The following is a 16,976-nucleotide window of genomic DNA, read 5'->3' on the forward strand; positions in this document are numbered from 1 at the left end:
ATGGCCGCTTCCTGCAATCTGATGCAACTTTAACTTAGGAAGGTGGTGACACCACATGCAGGTCAGCGTTCGCGACAATAACGTCGAACAAGCGCTTCGTGCCCTGAAGAAAAAACTTCAGCGCGAGGGCGTGTTCCGCGAAATGAAGCTTCGTCAACATTTCGAGAAACCGTCCGTGAAGAAAGCGCGCGAAAAAGCTGAGGCCGTCCGCCGTGCCCGTAAACTGGCACGCAAGAAGGCCCAACGCGAAGGCGCTCTCTAAGCGTTTGAAAATGCTGGCGGGCTTGCCCGCACCGGGAACCCCCATGGCTCGCCATCGGGGGTTTTTTGGTGCCCGTCAGACCGGCAGCGCCGTGGTATTCGACACCGAACGCAGCGAAAAACTCGACTGCATCTGCGCCACGCCCGGAAGCCGCGCAAGCTTGGCCCGGTGAATGCGTGCGAAGTCTTCGGTATCCTCAGCCACGACCTTGAGCAGATAATCCGCCGTCCCCGCCATCAGGTGACATTCCAGCACATCAGGAATCTTGCGCACCTCGCGCTCGAACGCGTCCAGAACCTCATCCGCCTGAGTCGACAGCGTTATCTCGACGAAGACGGTCGTCGGGCGACCCAGCTTGCGCGGGTCCACCAATGCCACGTAGTCGCGGATGTAACCCTCTTCCTCAAGCCGCTGTACCCTGCGGTGGCAGGCCGAGGCCGATAGGTTCACGCGTTCCGACAGGTCCGCATTCGAGATTCGGCCCTGCTTTTGCAAGACTGTCAAAATGCGGCGATCCGTGGCGTCCAATGTCATGGTTTCCGATTTTTCTTCTCTGCTTTCGCCATTAAGCGCACAATAATTGCACAGTATCCCGATTTCCAAGAGGAATTTTCAATCCGTCATCATCCAAAGGCGCGCAAACTGAGAACCATAAAGGTCCGCAAGCGCCCAAGGGAGGAAGTTATGAAAGTCGGATGCATCAGGGAAATCAAGGCGCAGGAGTTTCGGGTCGGACTCACACCCGGGGCGGCGCAAGAGGTGATTGCGAATGGCCATGATGTGGTGATCGAGGCGGGTGCGGGGGTTGGCTCCGGCTATCCGGACGACGATTACCGCGCGGTTGGGGCACAGATCGCGCCCACGGCGCAGGCAGTTTTCGATCTCGCGGAGATGATCGTCAAGGTGAAGGAGCCGCAGCCTGCGGAACGCGCGATGCTGCGTCCGGGCCAGGTTCTGTTCGCCTATCTGCACCTCGCTCCAGACCGCGCCCAAACCGAGGATTTGATCAAGTCGGGCGCTACATGCATCGCGTTTGAAACCGTGACCGACGCCAATCGCGGATTACCGCTTCTGGCGCCCATGTCCGAGGTGGCCGGGAAACTGGCCCCCCAAATGGGGGCTTGGACGCTTCAAAAGGCGAATGGCGGGCGGGGTGTTCTCATGGGCGGGGTTCCCGGCGTATCGCCCGCCCGTGTGGCGGTCATCGGCGGCGGGGTCGTCGGCACGAATGCCGCGCGTGTCGCGGCAGGTATGGGGGCGGACGTCGTTGTCCTCGACCGGTCGGTCGCGCGGCTGCGCTATCTCGATGAGGTTTATGCCGGGCAGTTCCGCACGCTGTATTCCTCGAGCGCCAATCTCGCCGAGCAGATCGCATCGGCGGATATGGTCATCGGTGCGGTGCTGATCCCCGGTGCGGCGGCACCGAAACTCGTGACGCGCGCGATGCTGGCGACAATGAAGCCGGGCGCGGCGATCGTGGATGTCGCTATCGATCAGGGCGGCTGCTTTGAAACCTCGCACGCCACCACCCATCAGGACCCGATTTTCGAGGTCGATGGCATCTTGCATTACTGTGTGGCCAATATGCCCGGCGCGGTCGCGCGCACATCCACGCAGGCACTTGGCAATGCAACGCTGCCCTTCGTGGTCGCATTAGCCAACAAGGGCTGGCGGCAGGCCTGCCGCGACGATGCGCATCTGCGCGCGGGGCTAAATGTGCATGCCGGGCAGATCACCTGCCCGCCCGTCGGCGAAGCTTTGGGCCTGCCCGCGATCACGCCCGAGGCAGCCCTCGAGCTGTGACCAAAAAAGGCCCGGGGAACACCCGGGCCTTTTCGTTTGATCTTATCTGCTTACTTCTTCAAAGCGTCGCGGATCTCGAGAAGTACGTCGAGTTCGCTCGGACCGGTCGCAACCTCGGGGGCGACTTCCTCGGGCTTTTCGGCCGCTTCCTTGACGCGGTTCACCATCTTGACCAGCATGAAGACAACGAAAGCGATGATCAGGAAGTTGATGATCGCCATCAGAAAGGCCCCATAGGCAAAGACCGAAGCCCCGGCTTCGCGCGCGGCCTCAAGGCTCGCCCCTTCGGGCACATCGCCCGACAGAACAGCATAATTGTTGGTGAAGTCGATGCCACCCGTGAACAGCCCGATGATCGGATTGATCAGGTCGGCAACAAGCGAACTGACAATCGCGGTAAAGGCCGCACCGATGATGATACCAACGGCCATGTCCATGACATTGCCTTTGGCGATGAAATCTTTGAACTCTTGGATCATATTCCGTCCCTCGTACTCTGCCCGGTTTGTTTCCGGCATGGTAACGTTATCATAAGGGTAGAGGGACGAAACAGTCCTATTCGAAATCGACGACGCAAAGACAACCTGGAGCATACCTTGGATACACTTTCCGACTTTCCGATCACACAGCGTTGGCCGGCCACCGATCCGACGGCCATACAGCTCTACTCGCTACCCACGCCGAACGGGGTCAAGGTGTCGATCATGCTGGAGGAAACCGGGCTCGCTTATGAGCCGCATCTCGTGAAGTTCGACACCAACGATCAGATGACCCCGGAATTCCTCTCGCTCAACCCCAATAACAAGATCCCGGCGATCATTGATCCGAATGGCCCCGATGGTGCGCCATTGGCCCTGTTCGAAAGCGGCGCGATCCTGATCTATCTGGCCGAAAAGACCGGGCAGCTTCTGCCACAGGCACGGCGCTATCAGGTGCTGCAATGGCTGATGTTCCAGATGGGTGGCGTCGGGCCGATGTTCGGACAGCTTGGGTTCTACCACAGTTTCGCGGGCAAGGAGATCGAGGACCCACGCCCGAAAGAGCGTTACCGCGCCGAAGTCGCGCGCCTGCTTCGCGTGCTCGACGGCACACTGGAGGGGCGGGAGTGGCTGGCCGAGGATTACTCGATCGCCGATATCGCCACGGCACCGTGGTTGCGGACGTTGCGCGACTTTTACAAGGCGGGGGATATCACCGGCTGGGCTGAGCTGCGCAACGTGCCCGCCTATCTTGATCGGTTCCTGGCCCGGCCAGCCGTGCAACGCGGCCTCGTGATCCCGAAACGGGACTGAGCCGCACCGCCCTCAGGCCCAATCCTCCGGAGCAAGAACGGGGGCGGTTGCGATCCGCGCGCTGGCCTCTGCCCGGGCGGCGGCCAGAATATCGTCGGGCCCGCGTGACAGCGCGGTCTCGACCCGCTCGATGGCCTCGTCCAGCGTGAGCAAAGGATCGAAGGCGTTCTCCCGCGCGGCCGGATCGATCAGAAAGCGGCGCAACCGATCCTGCGCATCGGTGATCCGGACCCGCAAGAGATCGCGCTGATCGGCGCGAAAGGCGGTTTCAAGCGGCAGCGTTTCCTCAAGGCTCGCCAACTCCTCGCGTAAAGTGTCGATGGTATCGCTGAGCCGCTCAAACGCCTCACCCTCACGGTGCGACAGCTCGTCCTCGCAGCCAACGATCATCTGGCGCAGCATCGCGACCCGATCGCGCGCGATAACTTCCGCCGCTTCGACAAAAGCCGCATCGCGCACCGCACGGCCAATATCGTCCATCGCCGTCTCGACCGGATAAAGACCGCTATCCTCGCCCATAGGCAGGAAAAAACCACCAACTGGCGCCCAGTTCGATTGTCGCAGCATCACATTACTCCCCGCATGTCTGACCGAGAGAACGGTGACATATCAGGGTGAACAAGTTGTGAACGAGCGCCAGAATGTTCCCAATCCGTTCCGAAGACGGAACGACTGGTAGGCCTTAGGCCGGCTGACGCAATATCTTGGTCAGCGGATCGAACATTTCGGCGTTGGTCGCAATCACCGAACCCGATTCGAAGATCTCGCGGCCTTCGCGCACAGCCCCCACGAACCCACCGGCTTCCTTCACGAGAATCAGCCCCGCCGCCATGTCCCACGCGTTGATGCCACGTTCCCAATAGCCGTCGTAGCGCCCCGCCGCGACATAGGCGAGGTCGAGCGCCGCAGAGCCGAAACGGCGCACGCCCGCGCAGACCGGCATCAGCCGCGCGAGGTCTTGCAGCGTTGCGGGGAGCGTCGAGCGCCCACCAAAAGGCACACCCGTCGCAAAAATAGCCTCGATCATGTTGCGTCGTCCCGACACGCGCAGACGGGTGTCGTTCATATAGGCGCCAAGGCCTTTCTCGGCGTAGAAGAGTTCGTCCTTGGCGGCGTCAAAGATCACACCGGCGACAACCTCGCCCTTGTGTTCGAGCGCGATCGAGACCGCCCAATGCGGCAGGCCGTGCAGGAAGTTGGTGGTGCCGTCGAGCGGATCGACGATCCAGCGACGCGTCGGGTCTTCGCCATCCGCCTCGCCGGTTTCTTCGCCAAGCCAGCCATAGCTGGGGCGCGCCCCGCGGAGTTCGTCCTTGATGATGCGTTCGGCTTCACGGTCGGCACGGCTTACGAAGTCGCCCGGGCCTTTCGCCGAGACCTGAAGGTTCTCGACCTCGCGGAAATCCTTCACGAGCGAACGGCCCGCCTTACGGGCGGCCTTGATCATCAGGTTGAGGTTTGCGCTGCCTTGCATGCCGGGGCTCCTTCGGTTCAAGCGCGTGCCTTACACGCGCGCGCATGGGATTCCAAGAGGTTTAGGCATGGTGGCACGCTGGGAAAGGGGGCTGCCTGCCCCCTTGGTGCGCTGCGCGCACCTACCCCCGGGGATATTTGGCGCGATTGGAGGTCAACTGCGCTGAAGCTTGACCGGCTCGGTCCGCGCGAGGCGCAGGAAATGCGCCATGAAGGGCTGTGTCGCGTCTTCGCTGCGGGTGGCCGCATAGAGCCGTTTGGTCAGCCCGCCTTCGGTGACCGGGCGGGTGATGTAATCGGGTTGGTATTTCACCTCGCGCAGAACCCAATCGGGCAGGACCGCGACGCCGCGATTTGAGGCCACGAGCATCAGGATCACGGCGGTCAATTCAACTTGGCGGTGCGCCTTGGGTTCGACCCGCGCGGGGGTCAGAAGCTTGGTGAAAATGTCGATGCGCCCGCGATCCACCGGATAGGTGATAAGCGTCTGATCGGCGAAATCCTCGGCCTCGATGAAGGGCTTCTCGGCCAGCGGATTGCTGGCGGCGGCGACGAAGGTCGGGTGGTAATCGAAGAGCGGATTGAAAGTGACGCCGGGCAGGTCTTCGGGATCGGAGGAGATTACCAGATCGACCTCTTCACGCATCAGCGCGGGTAGTGCATTAAAAGCGAGCCCCGGCCGAATATCCACGTCGATATCGGGCCAAGCGCGGCGGAACTGTTCGAGGACCGGGAAGAGCCAATCGAAACAGGCATGGCATTCGATGGCGATATGCAGCCGCCCTGCCCGCCCCGAGCGCAGCGCCGCGAATTCCTCTTCGGTGGCTTCGATTTCCGGCAGGATGCGTTCCGCAAGACGGAAGAGTTTCATGCCCGCCGAGGACAGCTTCAGCGGCTTCGAGCGGCGCACGAACAGCTCGACCCCGGCTTGATCCTCTAGCCCCTTGATCTGATGCGAGAGCGCACTTTGCGTGATGTGAAGGATATCGGCCGCCCGCGCGAGCCCCCCGGCGTCATGGATCGCTTTGATCGTGCGGAGATGTCGGAACTCGAGATGCATCTTGTGGTTGGGCTCATAACAATCTTGAGGATTATGAGTTTGTCTCACATTGCGATTTTTGGCACAAGGGGTGCAACGAAAGGACACCATCATCATGACGACGCCCAATGTCAGCTTTGAGTTTTTCCCGCCGCAGACGCTCGATGCGTCCTTCCGCCTGTGGGAAACTGCGCAGATGCTTGCGCCGCTCAAGCCGAACTTCGTCTCGGTGACCTATGGCGCTGGCGGCACCACCCGCAAGCTCACCCATGAGGCGGTCGGGACCATCCACCGCAATTACGGTCTGAACGTGGCCGCGCATCTGACCTGTGTCGATGCAACCCGCGCCGAGACCAAAGAGATCATCGACGCCTATGCCGAGGCGGGCGTCACCGAGATCGTTGCACTGCGCGGCGATCCGCCGAAAGGCGCGAGCCGCTTCACCCCGCATCCAGAGGGGTTTGCCTCGTCGGTCGAGCTGATCGAGTGGCTGGCCGAGGACGGTCGGTTCACCCTGCGTTGCGGCGCTTACCCCGAGCCCCATCCCGAGGCCGCCAATACGCTGGCCGATGTGAAATGGCTGAAGCGGAAGGTGGAGGCTGGGGCGACCTCGGCAATCACGCAGTTCTTCTTCGAGGCGGAAACCTTCTTCCGTTTCCGCGATGCCTGCGAAAAAGAAGGCATCGACGCCAAGATCATCCCCGGCATCCTGCCGATCCAGTCATGGAAGGGTGCGAAGAACTTTGCGCAGCGTTGCGGGACCTCGATCCCGACATGGGTGGAGGAGGCTTTTGAGGCCGCGACCCGTGACGACCGCGAGGCGCTTCTGGCGACCGCACTTTGCACGGAGCTGTGCGACGACCTGATCGCAGGCGGTGTCGAGGACCTGCATTTCTACACGCTGAATCGCCCGAACATGACCCGCGACGTGTGTCACGCCCTGGGCGTGACCCCGGCAACGGCGCTGGAGAATGTCGCCTGAAGGGAGCCTCCGGCGGGGATATTTCGGGCAGATTGAGGGGGGCGCGGCTCCCCTTTTTCGTTCGTGACGCAACGGAAATTTCTTCCACCCTTCCGGCCAGCGGCGGCGCGGTTACTCTGCGTCAAAAAGGAGGGGCCATGACCAGACAGACTTTCGCCGAAGGGCCCGAGGATTTTCTCTCGCTCGACGAAGTGCTGGCCCAGAATGGGCTGGACTATATGCACAAGATGGCAGCCGGCGAGGTGCCGAGCCCGACCGTCCAGCGCGCAATGGCCTATCACATCAGCAAGGTCGAAGCGGGCCGCGTGGAGGTGCGTGGCACGCCCGAGCATCCGCAGACCAACGGCTATGGCGGGGTGCATGGGGGATGGTATGCGATGGTGCTCGACACCTGCATGACCTGTGCCGTTATCACCGGGCTGAAAAAGGGCCAGACCCAGACAACGCTGGAATTCAAGGTCAACCTGATCCGGGCGATCCCACTTGGGACCGAGGTGGTCGGGATCGGGATGCTGGAGCATCTTGGCCGGTCAACCGGCGTCGCCCGCGGCGAGATCCGTGGGGCGGCGGACGGGCGACTCTATGCCACCGGCACTGCCACCTGCTTCGTCATGACCCCCTGAGCCGGAGGGCGCTGCGGGCGCCTCGGCAGGGGAGGGCTGGAAGGTGCGCCGCAAGACGCCCGGAACGAGAATGGTCTGCCAGCTGCGGCGCGCGCCGATGGCGCTTTCGTGGATGCGCTCGCTGGGATCGCGTCCGACGATTCGCGGCGCGCGAAACAGGAAGAGCTTGCCCCAGCCTGACCAACTGCCGACAGAGGGAGCGGCGGGATCGGTCGGGAAATCCTCTCGCCACGTATCCGGGAGCGCGAAGGCCAGCTCTTCGGCACGCTCCAGCATCCAGACCAACGGGATATTCGCCAGCGGACGCGACTCCTCTCGGCCCGAAAGCTGTCCGCCGATGTCACCGTGGCAGCCGCGGAACCAGACCTGCTCGACCCGTCCCGCCCCGGTGCCCTCGCAATCCCAGATCAATGGCTCAAAGATCGAGCGGGTTTCCTCGATGGCCAATGCCTGAAAGCCGTGTTTGACCGAAGGCCCAAGGTGGTGGTCGTGAAACCGATAGCGCGGCTCCGAGAGCATCCAGAGGAGCGGAAGCTGAAAGCCCAGACCCATCACCGTATCAAAAGCCCCGACCATCTCGATCGGACAGGTGTCATGGCACAGGCTCGCCTTGAAGCCCTGCAAGGTCTCGGGGCGCGCGCCGCCTTCATAGTGACGCCACGCCATGCTCACATTCCGCTCTATGGCGGCATCGCTGCGCAGGAGGCCGACCCGCTCGATCATGCCCGCCAGAGAGCGCGCGGCAAAGGCGCCGCGGGAGTAGCCGATCAGAAAGACGCGGTCTCCGGGACGGTACCGCATCGCCAGCCAGCCGTAGGCGCGCTGAATCTGGCGGTTCACCCCCCAGCCGAACCACAGGTCCGACAACTCGCGCCATTCGCGCCACTGCAACCCCTTGCCGTAATAGAGCGAGTGATGCAGACCGCTGCGACGCAAATATTGATAGAGCAACCCGATCGACGTGACCTGATGTGGCTTGAGCGAGCCCATCGTGCCATCGAACAACAGAACATGATCGACCGGCTCGCGCCCCAAGCGGGTGCTAGGCTGAGCGGGCGGCCCCCAAGGCGGCAGGCGCCGGAACATGACGGCGATCTTTTCGATCAGCCCGCGCATGTCATCAGCCCTCCGCCGATCATGTCAACGCGTTCGGGCATGTCTCCCCGGAAACGAAAAGGACCCTGCCAGTATAGGCAAGGTCCGTTGTCATGTCATTGACGTTCCGGTGAAAACCGGGCGCGCTCAGTCCGCCAGGGTGAGCGCAGTCACGATTTCCATCTGGCCGAACCCGTTGAAGCGGGTGTTGGTGGCCGAGGAATAGGCGCCCATCCCTTTGAAGACGATGAAATCGCCCTCTTCGAGATCAGCCGGCAGCGGCAGTTCGCCCGGCAGGCGGTCGACCGAGTCGCAGGTCGGGCCAAAAACGATGCGCGGCTCGGCGGCGCGGATGCGCTTTTCCCCCTCGGGCGAGTAGACCGCGATGCGGTCGATATTGCCGACCAGCGGCAGCTCTGCCAGACCGCCATAGACACCGTCATTGAGGAAGATGTGGGTGCGGTCGCGGAACGCTTTGACGCGGGTGATGTGGCTGAACGCATCGCCCACGAGGCCGCGGCCCGGCTCGCAGACAAGAGCGGGCGCATCGGCGCCGAAGGCCTCTTCGGTGACGCGACCGATCAGGGCAAAGATCGCCTCAAGCTCGGGTGCCGGGCCTTCGATCCGGTGGTTCGGGAAGCCGCCGCCCACGTTCAGGCGACGCGCCTTCACACCGGCATTCGTGCAAATCTCTGCGGCGGTGCGGATATAGGCGTCCCATGCCATGGGGTCGGTGCACTGGGTGCCCGGATGGAAGGTCAGCGACGGGATGAAGCCAGCCGCCGCAGCGCGCGACAGAAGCACGGCCGCCAGCTCCGCGGTCGCGCCAAATTTCGCGCCGAAGTTATAAGCCGCACCCGCCACCGGCAGCTTGAAGCGCACCGAGATTTCACATCCTTCGGCCGGCACCATCTCGATCAGCTTTTCGAGTTCAGAAACCGAGTCGACCGACCAGGTTTTCACCTCGGCGCGGACCGCGTGGGCGATCTCCGAGCGGGACCGGACCGGGTTGTGATAATGCAGCGCAGCGCTCGGCGCGATGCGGCGGATCATGTCGATTTCGGCGGGCGAGGCCACGTCGAACCCCTTGATGCCTGCGGCCACGAGATTCTCGATCACCATCTCGTCGGGATTGGATTTGACGGCATAGGTCACAAGGCCCGGAAAGCCCTTGAGGAACCGACGCGCGGTCGCCTGAAGGATGGAGGGCGCGAACACCAGAACAGGGTGATCGGGCTGCTTGTTGCGGATGATTTCGGCCGGGTTCGACCAGATAGTCTTCGACAGTCCCATTGGCTTCTCCTTTGCCGAATGAGTGGCAGCCACCTCTTGCCCCATAAGGGTTGGGAGAGCGCTTACGCGTTTCAACCAATCCCAGGCAAGGTACGTATGAGCCGCCCTTTTCCTGTCTTTCTATAGTCCGCCATATGAGGCACAATTTCACCTGTGGAAAGTGCAAAAATGATGTGATACTTCGTTATAATGACGAAAATTCCGGTCATATTGTTAGGTGTTGCATGGATGACCTAGATCGCAAGATCGTCGCACTCCTTTCCGGGGATGCGCGCATATCTCTGGCGACGATGGCGCGGCGGCTCAAGGTCGCGCGCTCCACCGTTCAGGCGCGGCTTGAGCGGCTGGAAACCACTGGCGTGATCGCGGGCTATACGGTGAAACTCGGAGAGGCGGCGCGGGCCGGGCGGCTCCGCGCGACCGCCCTTCTCGAGATTGAATTACGCGTCCAGCCTGCGATTTTACAGAAGCTCAAGGCGATCCCGGAAATCGAGCGCATCTCGACCACTTCGGGACGTGTCGATCTTGTCGTGCAGATTGCCGCCAATTCGACTCAGCAACTCGACAAGGTGTTGGATACGATCGGCGAAATTCCGGGCGTCAATAACTCCGAGAGCCTGATTCACCTGACCACGAAACTGGATCGTGCGGTCTGAACGGGCAGTTTCGGCCAAAACTGGCCGATGTGGCGGCGACGCTGTCGCGCGATTGTCGAAAAAGGCGTTCACTATCCCGATGCACCCGGCCCCGTGCCGGGATCAACACGCACAGATGGGGGTAGATCATGACTTTGTTTTCAGGGCTTTCGCGGCGCGGCTTTCTGACCGGGACCGCCGCCACCGCGCTTTTGACGCTGCATCCGTTCAAGGCCCGCGCCCAAGCGGGGCAGGTTCACCTGCGTCTTATCGAGACCACCGACCTGCATGTTGCGATCAACCCTTATGATTATTACGGCGACAAGCCCGACGACACGCAGGGCCTTGCCCGCACTGCCACCCTGATCGCGGGCATCCGCGCCGAGGCCGGCAACTCGATCCTGCTCGACAATGGCGACCTGATCCAAGGCAATCCGCTCGGCGACTACATCGCGCTTGAGAAAGGCGTCGAGACCGAGCCGCACCCGATGTTCAAGGCAATGAACCTTCTGGGCTATGATTGCGCGACGCTGGGCAATCACGAATTCAACTACGGGCTGGAGTTCCTGACGGCTTCGCTAGCGGGGGCGAATTTCCCCTTCGTTTGCGCGAATGCGGTGAAGGGGCCGGAGCTTGGCGCAGACCCGCTGTCTGATGAGACACTGATCGCCCCCTATATCATTCTCGACAAAATGCTGACGGATGGCGCGGGCAATGAGCACCCAATCCGCATCGGGCTGATCGGGTTTGTCCCGCCGCAGATCATGCAATGGGACGAAGCGAACCTCTCGGGCAAGCTTTCGACCCGCGACATCGTGGAGACCGCCGAGGCTTTCGTTCCGAAAATGAAGGCCGAGGGCGCGGAGCTGATCGTGGCGCTCGCCCATACCGGGATCGAGGGCGGCGGTCGGATTGACGGCATGGAAAACGCGGCGCTCTACCTTGCCGGGGTCGAGGGGATCGACGCCGTGCTGACCGGCCACCACCATCGCACCCTGCCCGGCCCCGATTACGAGGGGATCGAGGGCGTGGATGCGGCCCGCGGCACGCTCATGGGCAAACCCGCCGTGATGGCCGGGTTCTGGGGCTCGCATATGGGGCTGATCGACCTGCTGCTCGAAAAGACCGACGCAGGTTGGAGCGTCGTCGATCACACCTCCGAGGCGCGTCCGATCTTTGAGCGGGTGGAGCGCAAGCCCGTGCCCCTTGTCGAAAGCACCGCCGCTGTTTCGGACGCGGTCGCCGCCGACCATCAGGCCACGCTCGACTATGTGCGCCGTCCGGTGGGCGAGACCTCGGCCCCGCTCTACAGCTATTTCGCGCTGGTGGCGGATGACCCCTCGGTGCAAATCGTGAGCCAGGCGCAGCTTTGGTATGCCCGCGAAATGCTCAAGGAGACCGAATTCGGCGCGCTGCCGATGCTGTCTGCGGCGGCGCCCTTCAAGGCGGGCGGGCGCGGCGGGCCGGATTACTACACCGATGTCCCCGCCGGGCCGGTCGCAATCAAGAACGTGGCGGACCTCTATCTCTATCCGAACACGTTCCGCGCGGTGAAGGTCACGGGCGCGACGGTCAAGGAATGGCTCGAACGCTCTGCCGGGGCATTCAACCAGATCGAAGCGGGCGCGCAGGATGCGCCGCTCCTGAACCCCGATTTCCCGTCCTATAATTTCGACGTGATCGACGGCGTGACCTATCAGATCGACCTCAGCCAACCGTCCAAATACAACAATGACGGCGAGGTGATCTCGGATGGCAACCGCATCGTCAACCTGATGTTCGACGGCGCGCCCATCGACCCCGCGCAAGAGTTCATCGTCGCCTCCAACAACTACCGCGCGGGCGGCGGCGGGCATTTCCCGGGTGTGGACAGCTCGAAGATCATCTTCGAGGGTCCGGACACCAACCGCGACCTGCTGGTGCGCTTCATCCAGAAGGAGGGCACGATCAACCCTTCGGCGGATGCCAACTGGACCTTCGCGCCGATGCCGGGGACGACGGTGCTCTTCGACACCGGTCCCGGCGGCAAGGGCTTCCTTGCCGATGTGAAGGGCGTGAAAATCGAAGAAGCCGGCGAGGGCGAAAACGGGTTCGCCCGCTACCGGATCTCGCTCTGATCCGCAGATACCCGAAGGGCGCGGAGGAGTCTTCCGCGCCCTTTGTTTTAGGCCCAGAAGGCTTTTCCTTGCCGCGCCCTCGCGTTAAAGAGCGTCAAGCCCGAACAAGGACGTGATCGATGACGATGGAAAAGACCTTCAACGCCCAAGAGGCGGAACCGCGGATCTACGCGAAATGGGAAGAGGCCGGGGCCTTCAAGGCGGGCGCGAATGCGCAGCCCGGCGCCGATAGCTTCACCATCATGATCCCGCCGCCCAACGTCACCGGCGCGCTCCATGTCGGCCACGCCTTCAACAACACCATTCAGGACATCCTGATCCGCTGGCACCGGATGCGCGGCTTCGACACGCTGTGGCAGCCGGGGCAGGATCATGCGGGCATCGCGACCCAGCTCATGGTGGAAAAGGAACTGGCCAAGACCGGCCAACCCAAGCGCACCGAACTGGGCCGCGAAGCGTTCCTCGAAAAGGTCTGGGAGTGGAAGGGCAAATACGGCTCGACCATCATCAACCAGCTCAAGCGCCTCGGCTCCAGCTGTGACTGGGAGCGTAACGCCTTCACCATGTCGGGCGCACCGGGCGCGCCTGCGGGCGAAGAGGGCAACTTCCATGATGCCGTCATCAAGGTCTTTGTGGATATGTATAACAAGGGCCTGATCTATCGCGGCAAACGCCTTGTGAACTGGGACCCCCATTTCGAGACCGCGATTTCCGACCTCGAAGTCGAGAATATCGAGGTCGCGGGCCATATGTGGCACTTCAAATACCCGCTCGCCGGGGGCGCCACCTATGAATATGTCGAGAAGGACGAGGACGGGAACGTCACCCTGCGCGAAACGCGCGACTATATCTCGATCGCAACCACGCGCCCCGAAACTATGCTGGGCGATGGCGCGGTGGCCGTGCACCCTTCGGACGAGCGGTATGCGCCTATCGTCGGCATGCTTTGCGAAATTCCGGTCGGCCCGAAAGAGCATCGCCGCCTGATCCCGATCATCACCGATGACTACCCGGACCCGACCTTTGGTTCGGGCGCGGTGAAGATCACCGGCGCGCATGACTTCAACGACTATCAGGTCGCCAAGCGCGGCGGCATCCCGATGTATCGCCTGATGGACACCAAGGGCGCGATGCGCGCTGACGGGCTGAGCTACGAGGACTGTGCCGCCCGCGCCATGGACATCTCGAAAGGCGCCGATTTCACCGAAGCCGAGATCGACGCGCTGAACCTCGTCCCCGAGGAACTGCGCGGGCTCGACCGGTTTGACGCGCGCAAGGCCGTGGTGCAGCAGATCACCGAGGAAGGTCTCGCCGTGATGATCGCCAACCCGACAGCGGGTGAAGAGGGCGAGCCGGACCTGATCCCCTATGTCGAGGCCAAGCCGATCATGCAGCCCTTCGGGGATCGCTCGAAGGTCGTGATCGAGCCGATGCTGACCGACCAATGGTATGTGGACGCCGAGAAAATCGTGGGCAAGGCGCTGGACGCCGTGCGCACTGGCCGCACCAAGATCATGCCCGAGGCAGGCGAGAAAACCTATTACCACTGGCTCGAAAACATCGAGCCGTGGTGCATCTCGCGCCAGCTTTGGTGGGGGCACCAGATCCCGGTGTGGTATGGGCTCAACCTCTCGGCCGAAGGCTTCGTCGACGACGAACGCGATGGCTCTCTCGACCTGGTCGAAATGGGGCGCCTGCTGGTCGAAACCAAGATGGTCCACCAAGGCGACGTCTATCACTGCGCCGCCGATCTCGACACGGTGGCATCGCTCTTCAAAGCGGGGATCGCGGACCTGCCGACGCCGCTCAATGCGGCGCGGATCGTCGAGGTGAAGGACAAGCACGAGGCAGTCGAGACCCTTGCCGCCAGCCTCGCGCAATATGAGGTCAATCAGGACCCGACGCAGTTGGTCTACCCGGTCTGGCGCGACCCCGATGTGCTCGACACCTGGTTCTCGTCGGGCCTCTGGCCCATCGGTACGCTCGGCTGGCCCGAGGATACCGAGGAAATGCGCAAGTATTTCCCGACCGATGTGCTCGTCACCGGCTTCGACATCCTGTTCTTCTGGGTGGCGCGGATGATGATGATGCAACTCGCCGTCACGGGCGAGGTGCCGTTCCACACCGTCTACCTGCACCAACTCGTCCGTGACGAGAAGGGCAAGAAGATGTCGAAAACCGCCGGCAACGTGATCGACCCGCTCGAGATCATCGACGAATACGGCGCGGATGCGCTGCGCTTCACCAATACGTCGATGGCAGCCATCGGCGGCGTGCTGAAACTGTCGAAAGACCGCATCGCGGGCTATCGCAACTTTGGCACCAAGATCTGGAACGCGACCCGCTTCGCCGAGATGAACGGCGTCTTCGAGGGGCCCGCCCCGGCTGGAATCCCGCAGCCCTCGCACACGGTGAACCGCTGGATCATCGGCGAAACCGCCCGCGTGCGCGAAGTGGTGGACGAGGCCTTTGCCAGCTACCGTTTCAACGACGCGGCACAGGCGCTTTACGGCTTTGTCTGGGGTAAGGTCTGCGACTGGTATGTCGAATTCGCCAAGCCTCTCTTCGATGGTGAGGACGCTGCCGAGACCCGCGAGACGATGCGCTGGGTCCTCGATCAGTGCTACACGCTGCTGCACCCGATCATGCCCTTCATCACCGAAGAGCTGTGGGAGCTGACCGCGCCCGAAGGCGGGCGGGCAAAGATGCTCGTCCATGGGGACTGGCCGACCTATGGCGCCGACCTGATCGACGCCGAAGCCGACCGCGAAATGAATTGGGTGATCGGCCTGATCGAGGAAATCCGCTCGTCGCGCACGCAGATGGGCGTGCCGGTGGGTCTCAGGTTGCCGATGGTTCTGGCCGAAGCGGATGAGGCCGCGCGCGCAGCGCTGGCCAATAACGAGGCGCTGATCCTGAAACTCGCGCGGATCGACTCGATCACCGAAACGGCGATCCCGAAAGGGGCGATCTCGATCCCGGCGCCGGGCGCGCTGTTTGGGCTGCCGCTCGAAGGCGTGATCGACATCGGCGCCGAGAAGGCCCGGCTCGAAAAGGCACTTGGCAAGATCGAGAAGGAAATCGGCGGTCTCAAGGGGCGTCTGTCGAACCCGCAATTCATCGCCAAAGCCAGCGACGAAGTGGTCGAGGAAGCCCGCGACAACCTCGCCGCGCGCGAGGAAGAGGCCGCCAAGGTGGCCGCCGCGGTCAAGCGGCTCGCGGAACTGGGCTGAGACGCCTCGTCAGAGATCTTGACCCCCGGTGCGAGCGCCGGGGGTTTTCATTTGAACTGAGGTGCGCGCTTTTGCAGGTTCGCCGCGATCACCTCCATCTGATCGGGCTTACCGATCAGGTCGGTCTGCTCGCGGCTCTCTGTCATCAGCACCTCAGCCTCGGGCGCGGTCAAAGCTTTGCGGATCAGCCGCTTCGCCGCCCGGATCGCGGACGGGCTGCGCCCCGCGATGGACTGCGCCAGCGCCAAGGCGCGGGCCTGTGGGTCGGCGTTTAGCTCGGTCACCAGCCCCCAATCCGCGCCCTGCTCTGCGGTGATCTCATCGGCCGTATAGGTCAGGCGCCCGATGACATCGGCGCGCGTCAGATGCGGCAGCGTCGCCATGCCGCCCATATCGGGCACGAGCCCCCATTTCATCTCCATGATCGACAGCCGGGTTTCGGGGGCGGCGATACGCATGTCGGCACCGAGCGCCAACTGGAACCCCGCGCCGAACGCCACACCATGCAACGCAGCAATCACCGGCACCGGCAGGTCGCGCCAGACCAGCGAGAATTGCTGGAACTTGTTCGCAGCCCCATGCGTGCGCGGCATGATGAGCGCCTCCGGGTCGCCCATCGCGAGCGCACCGAAATTCACGACATCAAGGCCCGCACAGAACGCCCGCCCCTCGCCTTGCAGCACAACCGCGCGCAAATCGTCGCGCGCGGCCAAGGCCTCACCTGCCGCGATCACCGCGTCGATCATCTCGAAATCGACCGCGTTCATCTTGTCGGGCCGGTTGAGCGTCACAAGCGCCAGATTGTCCTGAATATCAAGTGTCACACGGGTCATCGGGGCCTCCTCTTTGCGCCGACTATAGCGGTGCTTCTGGCTGGCCCTAGGATGACGTGGCGTTCCTAGCGCGGCACCAGTCTCTCGACCGCGCGCAAACCGCCCGCCGCCTTGTCATAGACCAGCGTGAGGATTCGCCGTTGCGCCACGACCTGTCCGATGCGCGTCCCGATCACCGGGGCGACGCGCACCGTGCCGGCTGCTGCGATCCCTGCCAGAAAGCCGCGTCTTGAAAGCTTGTCCACCATGGCAATCTCCCTTCGCATTTGAGATGGGGGACGATGCGCCCCCTTGCG

17 protein-coding genes are annotated in these 16,976 nt (G+C 62.7%); 8 read left to right on the top strand and 9 right to left on the bottom strand.

Annotation, left to right across the window (positions count from 1 at the left end; translation table 11 throughout):
* Positions 1-55: 55 nt before the first annotated feature.
* Positions 56-262, top strand: a complete 207-nt coding sequence (gene rpsU, locus P0X85_RS01805; RefSeq protein WP_255330390.1) for a 30S ribosomal protein S21 — start codon at positions 56-58, stop codon at positions 260-262.
* Between the two features lie 75 nt (positions 263-337).
* Here the strand turns inward: rpsU and P0X85_RS01810 are convergent, their stop codons facing one another.
* A complete protein-coding gene (locus P0X85_RS01810; protein ID WP_275807505.1) occupies positions 338-796 on the bottom strand; it encodes an Lrp/AsnC family transcriptional regulator in 459 nt (152 codons plus the stop codon).
* A gap of 150 nt (positions 797-946) precedes the next feature.
* On the opposite strand from P0X85_RS01810, the gene ald reads away from it, so the two are divergent.
* Positions 947-2,065, top strand: coding sequence for an alanine dehydrogenase (gene ald, locus P0X85_RS01815; RefSeq protein ID WP_275807508.1), 1,119 nt, complete (start codon positions 947-949; stop codon positions 2,063-2,065).
* Between the two features lie 50 nt (positions 2,066-2,115).
* Here ald and mscL read toward each other — a convergent pair whose 3' ends face one another.
* The gene (gene mscL / locus P0X85_RS01820; RefSeq protein ID WP_275807511.1) at positions 2,116-2,544 is read right to left on the bottom strand and encodes a large conductance mechanosensitive channel protein MscL; all 429 of its coding nucleotides are present in this window, start codon (positions 2,542-2,544) and stop codon (positions 2,116-2,118) included.
* A gap of 117 nt (positions 2,545-2,661) precedes the next feature.
* Here mscL and P0X85_RS01825 point away from each other — a divergent pair, with 117 nt between their 5' ends.
* Entirely contained in the window at positions 2,662-3,357 is a 696-nt protein-coding gene (locus tag P0X85_RS01825) for a glutathione S-transferase family protein (protein ID WP_275807515.1), read from the top strand.
* A 12-nt stretch (positions 3,358-3,369) separates the two neighbouring features.
* Here the strand turns inward: P0X85_RS01825 and P0X85_RS01830 are convergent, their stop codons facing one another.
* The 3 genes from P0X85_RS01830 to P0X85_RS01840 all read right to left on the bottom strand — a co-directional run bounded on the left by P0X85_RS01830 (position 3,370) and on the right by P0X85_RS01840 (position 5,890).
* Entirely contained in the window at positions 3,370-3,924 is a 555-nt protein-coding gene (locus tag P0X85_RS01830; protein ID WP_275807517.1) for a hypothetical protein, read from the bottom strand.
* Between the two features lie 115 nt (positions 3,925-4,039).
* Positions 4,040-4,831, bottom strand: coding sequence for an inositol monophosphatase family protein (locus P0X85_RS01835; RefSeq protein WP_275807520.1), 792 nt, complete (start codon positions 4,829-4,831; stop codon positions 4,040-4,042).
* Between the two features lie 153 nt (positions 4,832-4,984).
* Positions 4,985-5,890 carry a LysR family transcriptional regulator gene (locus tag P0X85_RS01840; protein ID WP_275807522.1) on the bottom strand — a complete coding sequence of 302 codons (906 nt, stop codon included), beginning with the start codon at positions 5,888-5,890 and terminating at the stop codon, positions 4,985-4,987.
* Between the two features lie 94 nt (positions 5,891-5,984).
* On the opposite strand from P0X85_RS01840, the gene metF reads away from it, so the two are divergent.
* Both metF and P0X85_RS01850 read left to right on the top strand, forming a co-directional pair.
* Positions 5,985-6,851: a methylenetetrahydrofolate reductase [NAD(P)H] gene (metF, locus tag P0X85_RS01845; RefSeq protein WP_275807525.1), complete on the top strand. Its 867-nt coding sequence runs from the start codon at positions 5,985-5,987 to the stop codon at positions 6,849-6,851.
* A gap of 137 nt (positions 6,852-6,988) precedes the next feature.
* Entirely contained in the window at positions 6,989-7,474 is a 486-nt protein-coding gene (locus P0X85_RS01850) for a PaaI family thioesterase (RefSeq protein ID WP_275807528.1), read from the top strand.
* Here P0X85_RS01850 and P0X85_RS01855 read toward each other — a convergent pair.
* Together P0X85_RS01855 and P0X85_RS01860 are read right to left on the bottom strand one after the other, a co-directional pair.
* Entirely contained in the window at positions 7,382-8,590 is a 1,209-nt protein-coding gene (locus tag P0X85_RS01855) for a DUF2235 domain-containing protein (protein WP_275807531.1), read from the bottom strand. The two genes, P0X85_RS01850 and P0X85_RS01855, sit on opposite strands and share 93 nt — an antisense overlap.
* A 126-nt stretch (positions 8,591-8,716) precedes the next feature.
* Positions 8,717-9,862, bottom strand: coding sequence for a type III PLP-dependent enzyme (locus P0X85_RS01860; protein ID WP_275807533.1), 1,146 nt, complete (start codon positions 9,860-9,862; stop codon positions 8,717-8,719).
* A gap of 224 nt (positions 9,863-10,086) precedes the next feature.
* On the opposite strand from P0X85_RS01860, the gene P0X85_RS01865 reads away from it, so the two are divergent.
* The 3 genes from P0X85_RS01865 (at position 10,087) to P0X85_RS01875 (ending at position 15,847) form a co-directional block, all read left to right on the top strand.
* Positions 10,087-10,518 (top strand): Lrp/AsnC family transcriptional regulator, encoded by a 432-nt coding sequence (locus tag P0X85_RS01865; protein WP_275807536.1) that lies wholly within the window; start codon positions 10,087-10,089, stop codon positions 10,516-10,518.
* Positions 10,519-10,646: 128 nt separating this feature from the next.
* Positions 10,647-12,614 (top strand): bifunctional 2',3'-cyclic-nucleotide 2'-phosphodiesterase/3'-nucleotidase, encoded by a 1,968-nt coding sequence (locus P0X85_RS01870; RefSeq protein WP_275807540.1) that lies wholly within the window; start codon positions 10,647-10,649, stop codon positions 12,612-12,614.
* A gap of 119 nt (positions 12,615-12,733) precedes the next feature.
* On the top strand, positions 12,734-15,847 hold the full coding sequence (locus tag P0X85_RS01875) for a valine--tRNA ligase (RefSeq protein ID WP_275807543.1): 3,114 nt from the start codon (positions 12,734-12,736) through the stop codon (positions 15,845-15,847).
* 47 nt (positions 15,848-15,894) lie between these two features.
* Here P0X85_RS01875 and P0X85_RS01880 read toward each other — a convergent pair whose 3' ends face one another.
* Together P0X85_RS01880 and P0X85_RS01885 are read right to left on the bottom strand one after the other, a co-directional pair.
* Complete coding sequence (locus P0X85_RS01880) at positions 15,895-16,680, bottom strand: crotonase/enoyl-CoA hydratase family protein (RefSeq protein WP_275807546.1); 786 nt, start codon at positions 16,678-16,680, stop codon at positions 15,895-15,897.
* 65 nt (positions 16,681-16,745) lie between these two features.
* Positions 16,746-16,928 (bottom strand): Tat pathway signal protein, encoded by a 183-nt coding sequence (locus tag P0X85_RS01885; protein WP_275807549.1) that lies wholly within the window; start codon positions 16,926-16,928, stop codon positions 16,746-16,748.
* Positions 16,929-16,976: the final 48 nt, after the last annotated feature.

Origin of the sequence: Pseudothioclava nitratireducens (genome assembly GCF_029210495.1) — a bacterium.
Lineage (GTDB): Bacteria > Pseudomonadota > Alphaproteobacteria > Rhodobacterales > Rhodobacteraceae > Pseudothioclava > Pseudothioclava nitratireducens.

Excerpts from the sequence above, each read along its gene's own strand:
- rpsU (WP_255330390.1), top strand. The coding sequence starts at position 56 with ATGCAGGTCAGCGTTCGCGACAATAACGTCGAACAAGCGCTTCGTGCC.
- P0X85_RS01810 (WP_275807505.1), bottom strand. The coding sequence starts at position 796 with ATGACATTGGACGCCACGGATCGCCGCATTTTGACAGTCTTGCAAAAG.
- ald (WP_275807508.1), top strand. The coding sequence starts at position 947 with ATGAAAGTCGGATGCATCAGGGAAATCAAGGCGCAGGAGTTTCGGGTC.
- mscL (WP_275807511.1), bottom strand. The coding sequence starts at position 2,544 with ATGATCCAAGAGTTCAAAGATTTCATCGCCAAAGGCAATGTCATGGAC.
- P0X85_RS01830 (WP_275807517.1), bottom strand. The coding sequence starts at position 3,924 with ATGCTGCGACAATCGAACTGGGCGCCAGTTGGTGGTTTTTTCCTGCCT.
- P0X85_RS01835 (WP_275807520.1), bottom strand. The coding sequence starts at position 4,831 with ATGCAAGGCAGCGCAAACCTCAACCTGATGATCAAGGCCGCCCGTAAG.
- P0X85_RS01840 (WP_275807522.1), bottom strand. The coding sequence starts at position 5,890 with ATGCATCTCGAGTTCCGACATCTCCGCACGATCAAAGCGATCCATGAC.
- metF (WP_275807525.1), top strand. The coding sequence starts at position 5,985 with ATGACGACGCCCAATGTCAGCTTTGAGTTTTTCCCGCCGCAGACGCTC.
- P0X85_RS01850 (WP_275807528.1), top strand. The coding sequence starts at position 6,989 with ATGACCAGACAGACTTTCGCCGAAGGGCCCGAGGATTTTCTCTCGCTC.
- P0X85_RS01855 (WP_275807531.1), bottom strand. The coding sequence starts at position 8,590 with ATGCGCGGGCTGATCGAAAAGATCGCCGTCATGTTCCGGCGCCTGCCG.
- P0X85_RS01860 (WP_275807533.1), bottom strand. The coding sequence starts at position 9,862 with ATGGGACTGTCGAAGACTATCTGGTCGAACCCGGCCGAAATCATCCGC.
- P0X85_RS01865 (WP_275807536.1), top strand. The coding sequence starts at position 10,087 with ATGGATGACCTAGATCGCAAGATCGTCGCACTCCTTTCCGGGGATGCG.
- P0X85_RS01870 (WP_275807540.1), top strand. The coding sequence starts at position 10,647 with ATGACTTTGTTTTCAGGGCTTTCGCGGCGCGGCTTTCTGACCGGGACC.
- P0X85_RS01875 (WP_275807543.1), top strand. The coding sequence starts at position 12,734 with ATGACGATGGAAAAGACCTTCAACGCCCAAGAGGCGGAACCGCGGATC.
- P0X85_RS01880 (WP_275807546.1), bottom strand. The coding sequence starts at position 16,680 with ATGACCCGTGTGACACTTGATATTCAGGACAATCTGGCGCTTGTGACG.
- P0X85_RS01885 (WP_275807549.1), bottom strand. The coding sequence starts at position 16,928 with ATGGTGGACAAGCTTTCAAGACGCGGCTTTCTGGCAGGGATCGCAGCA.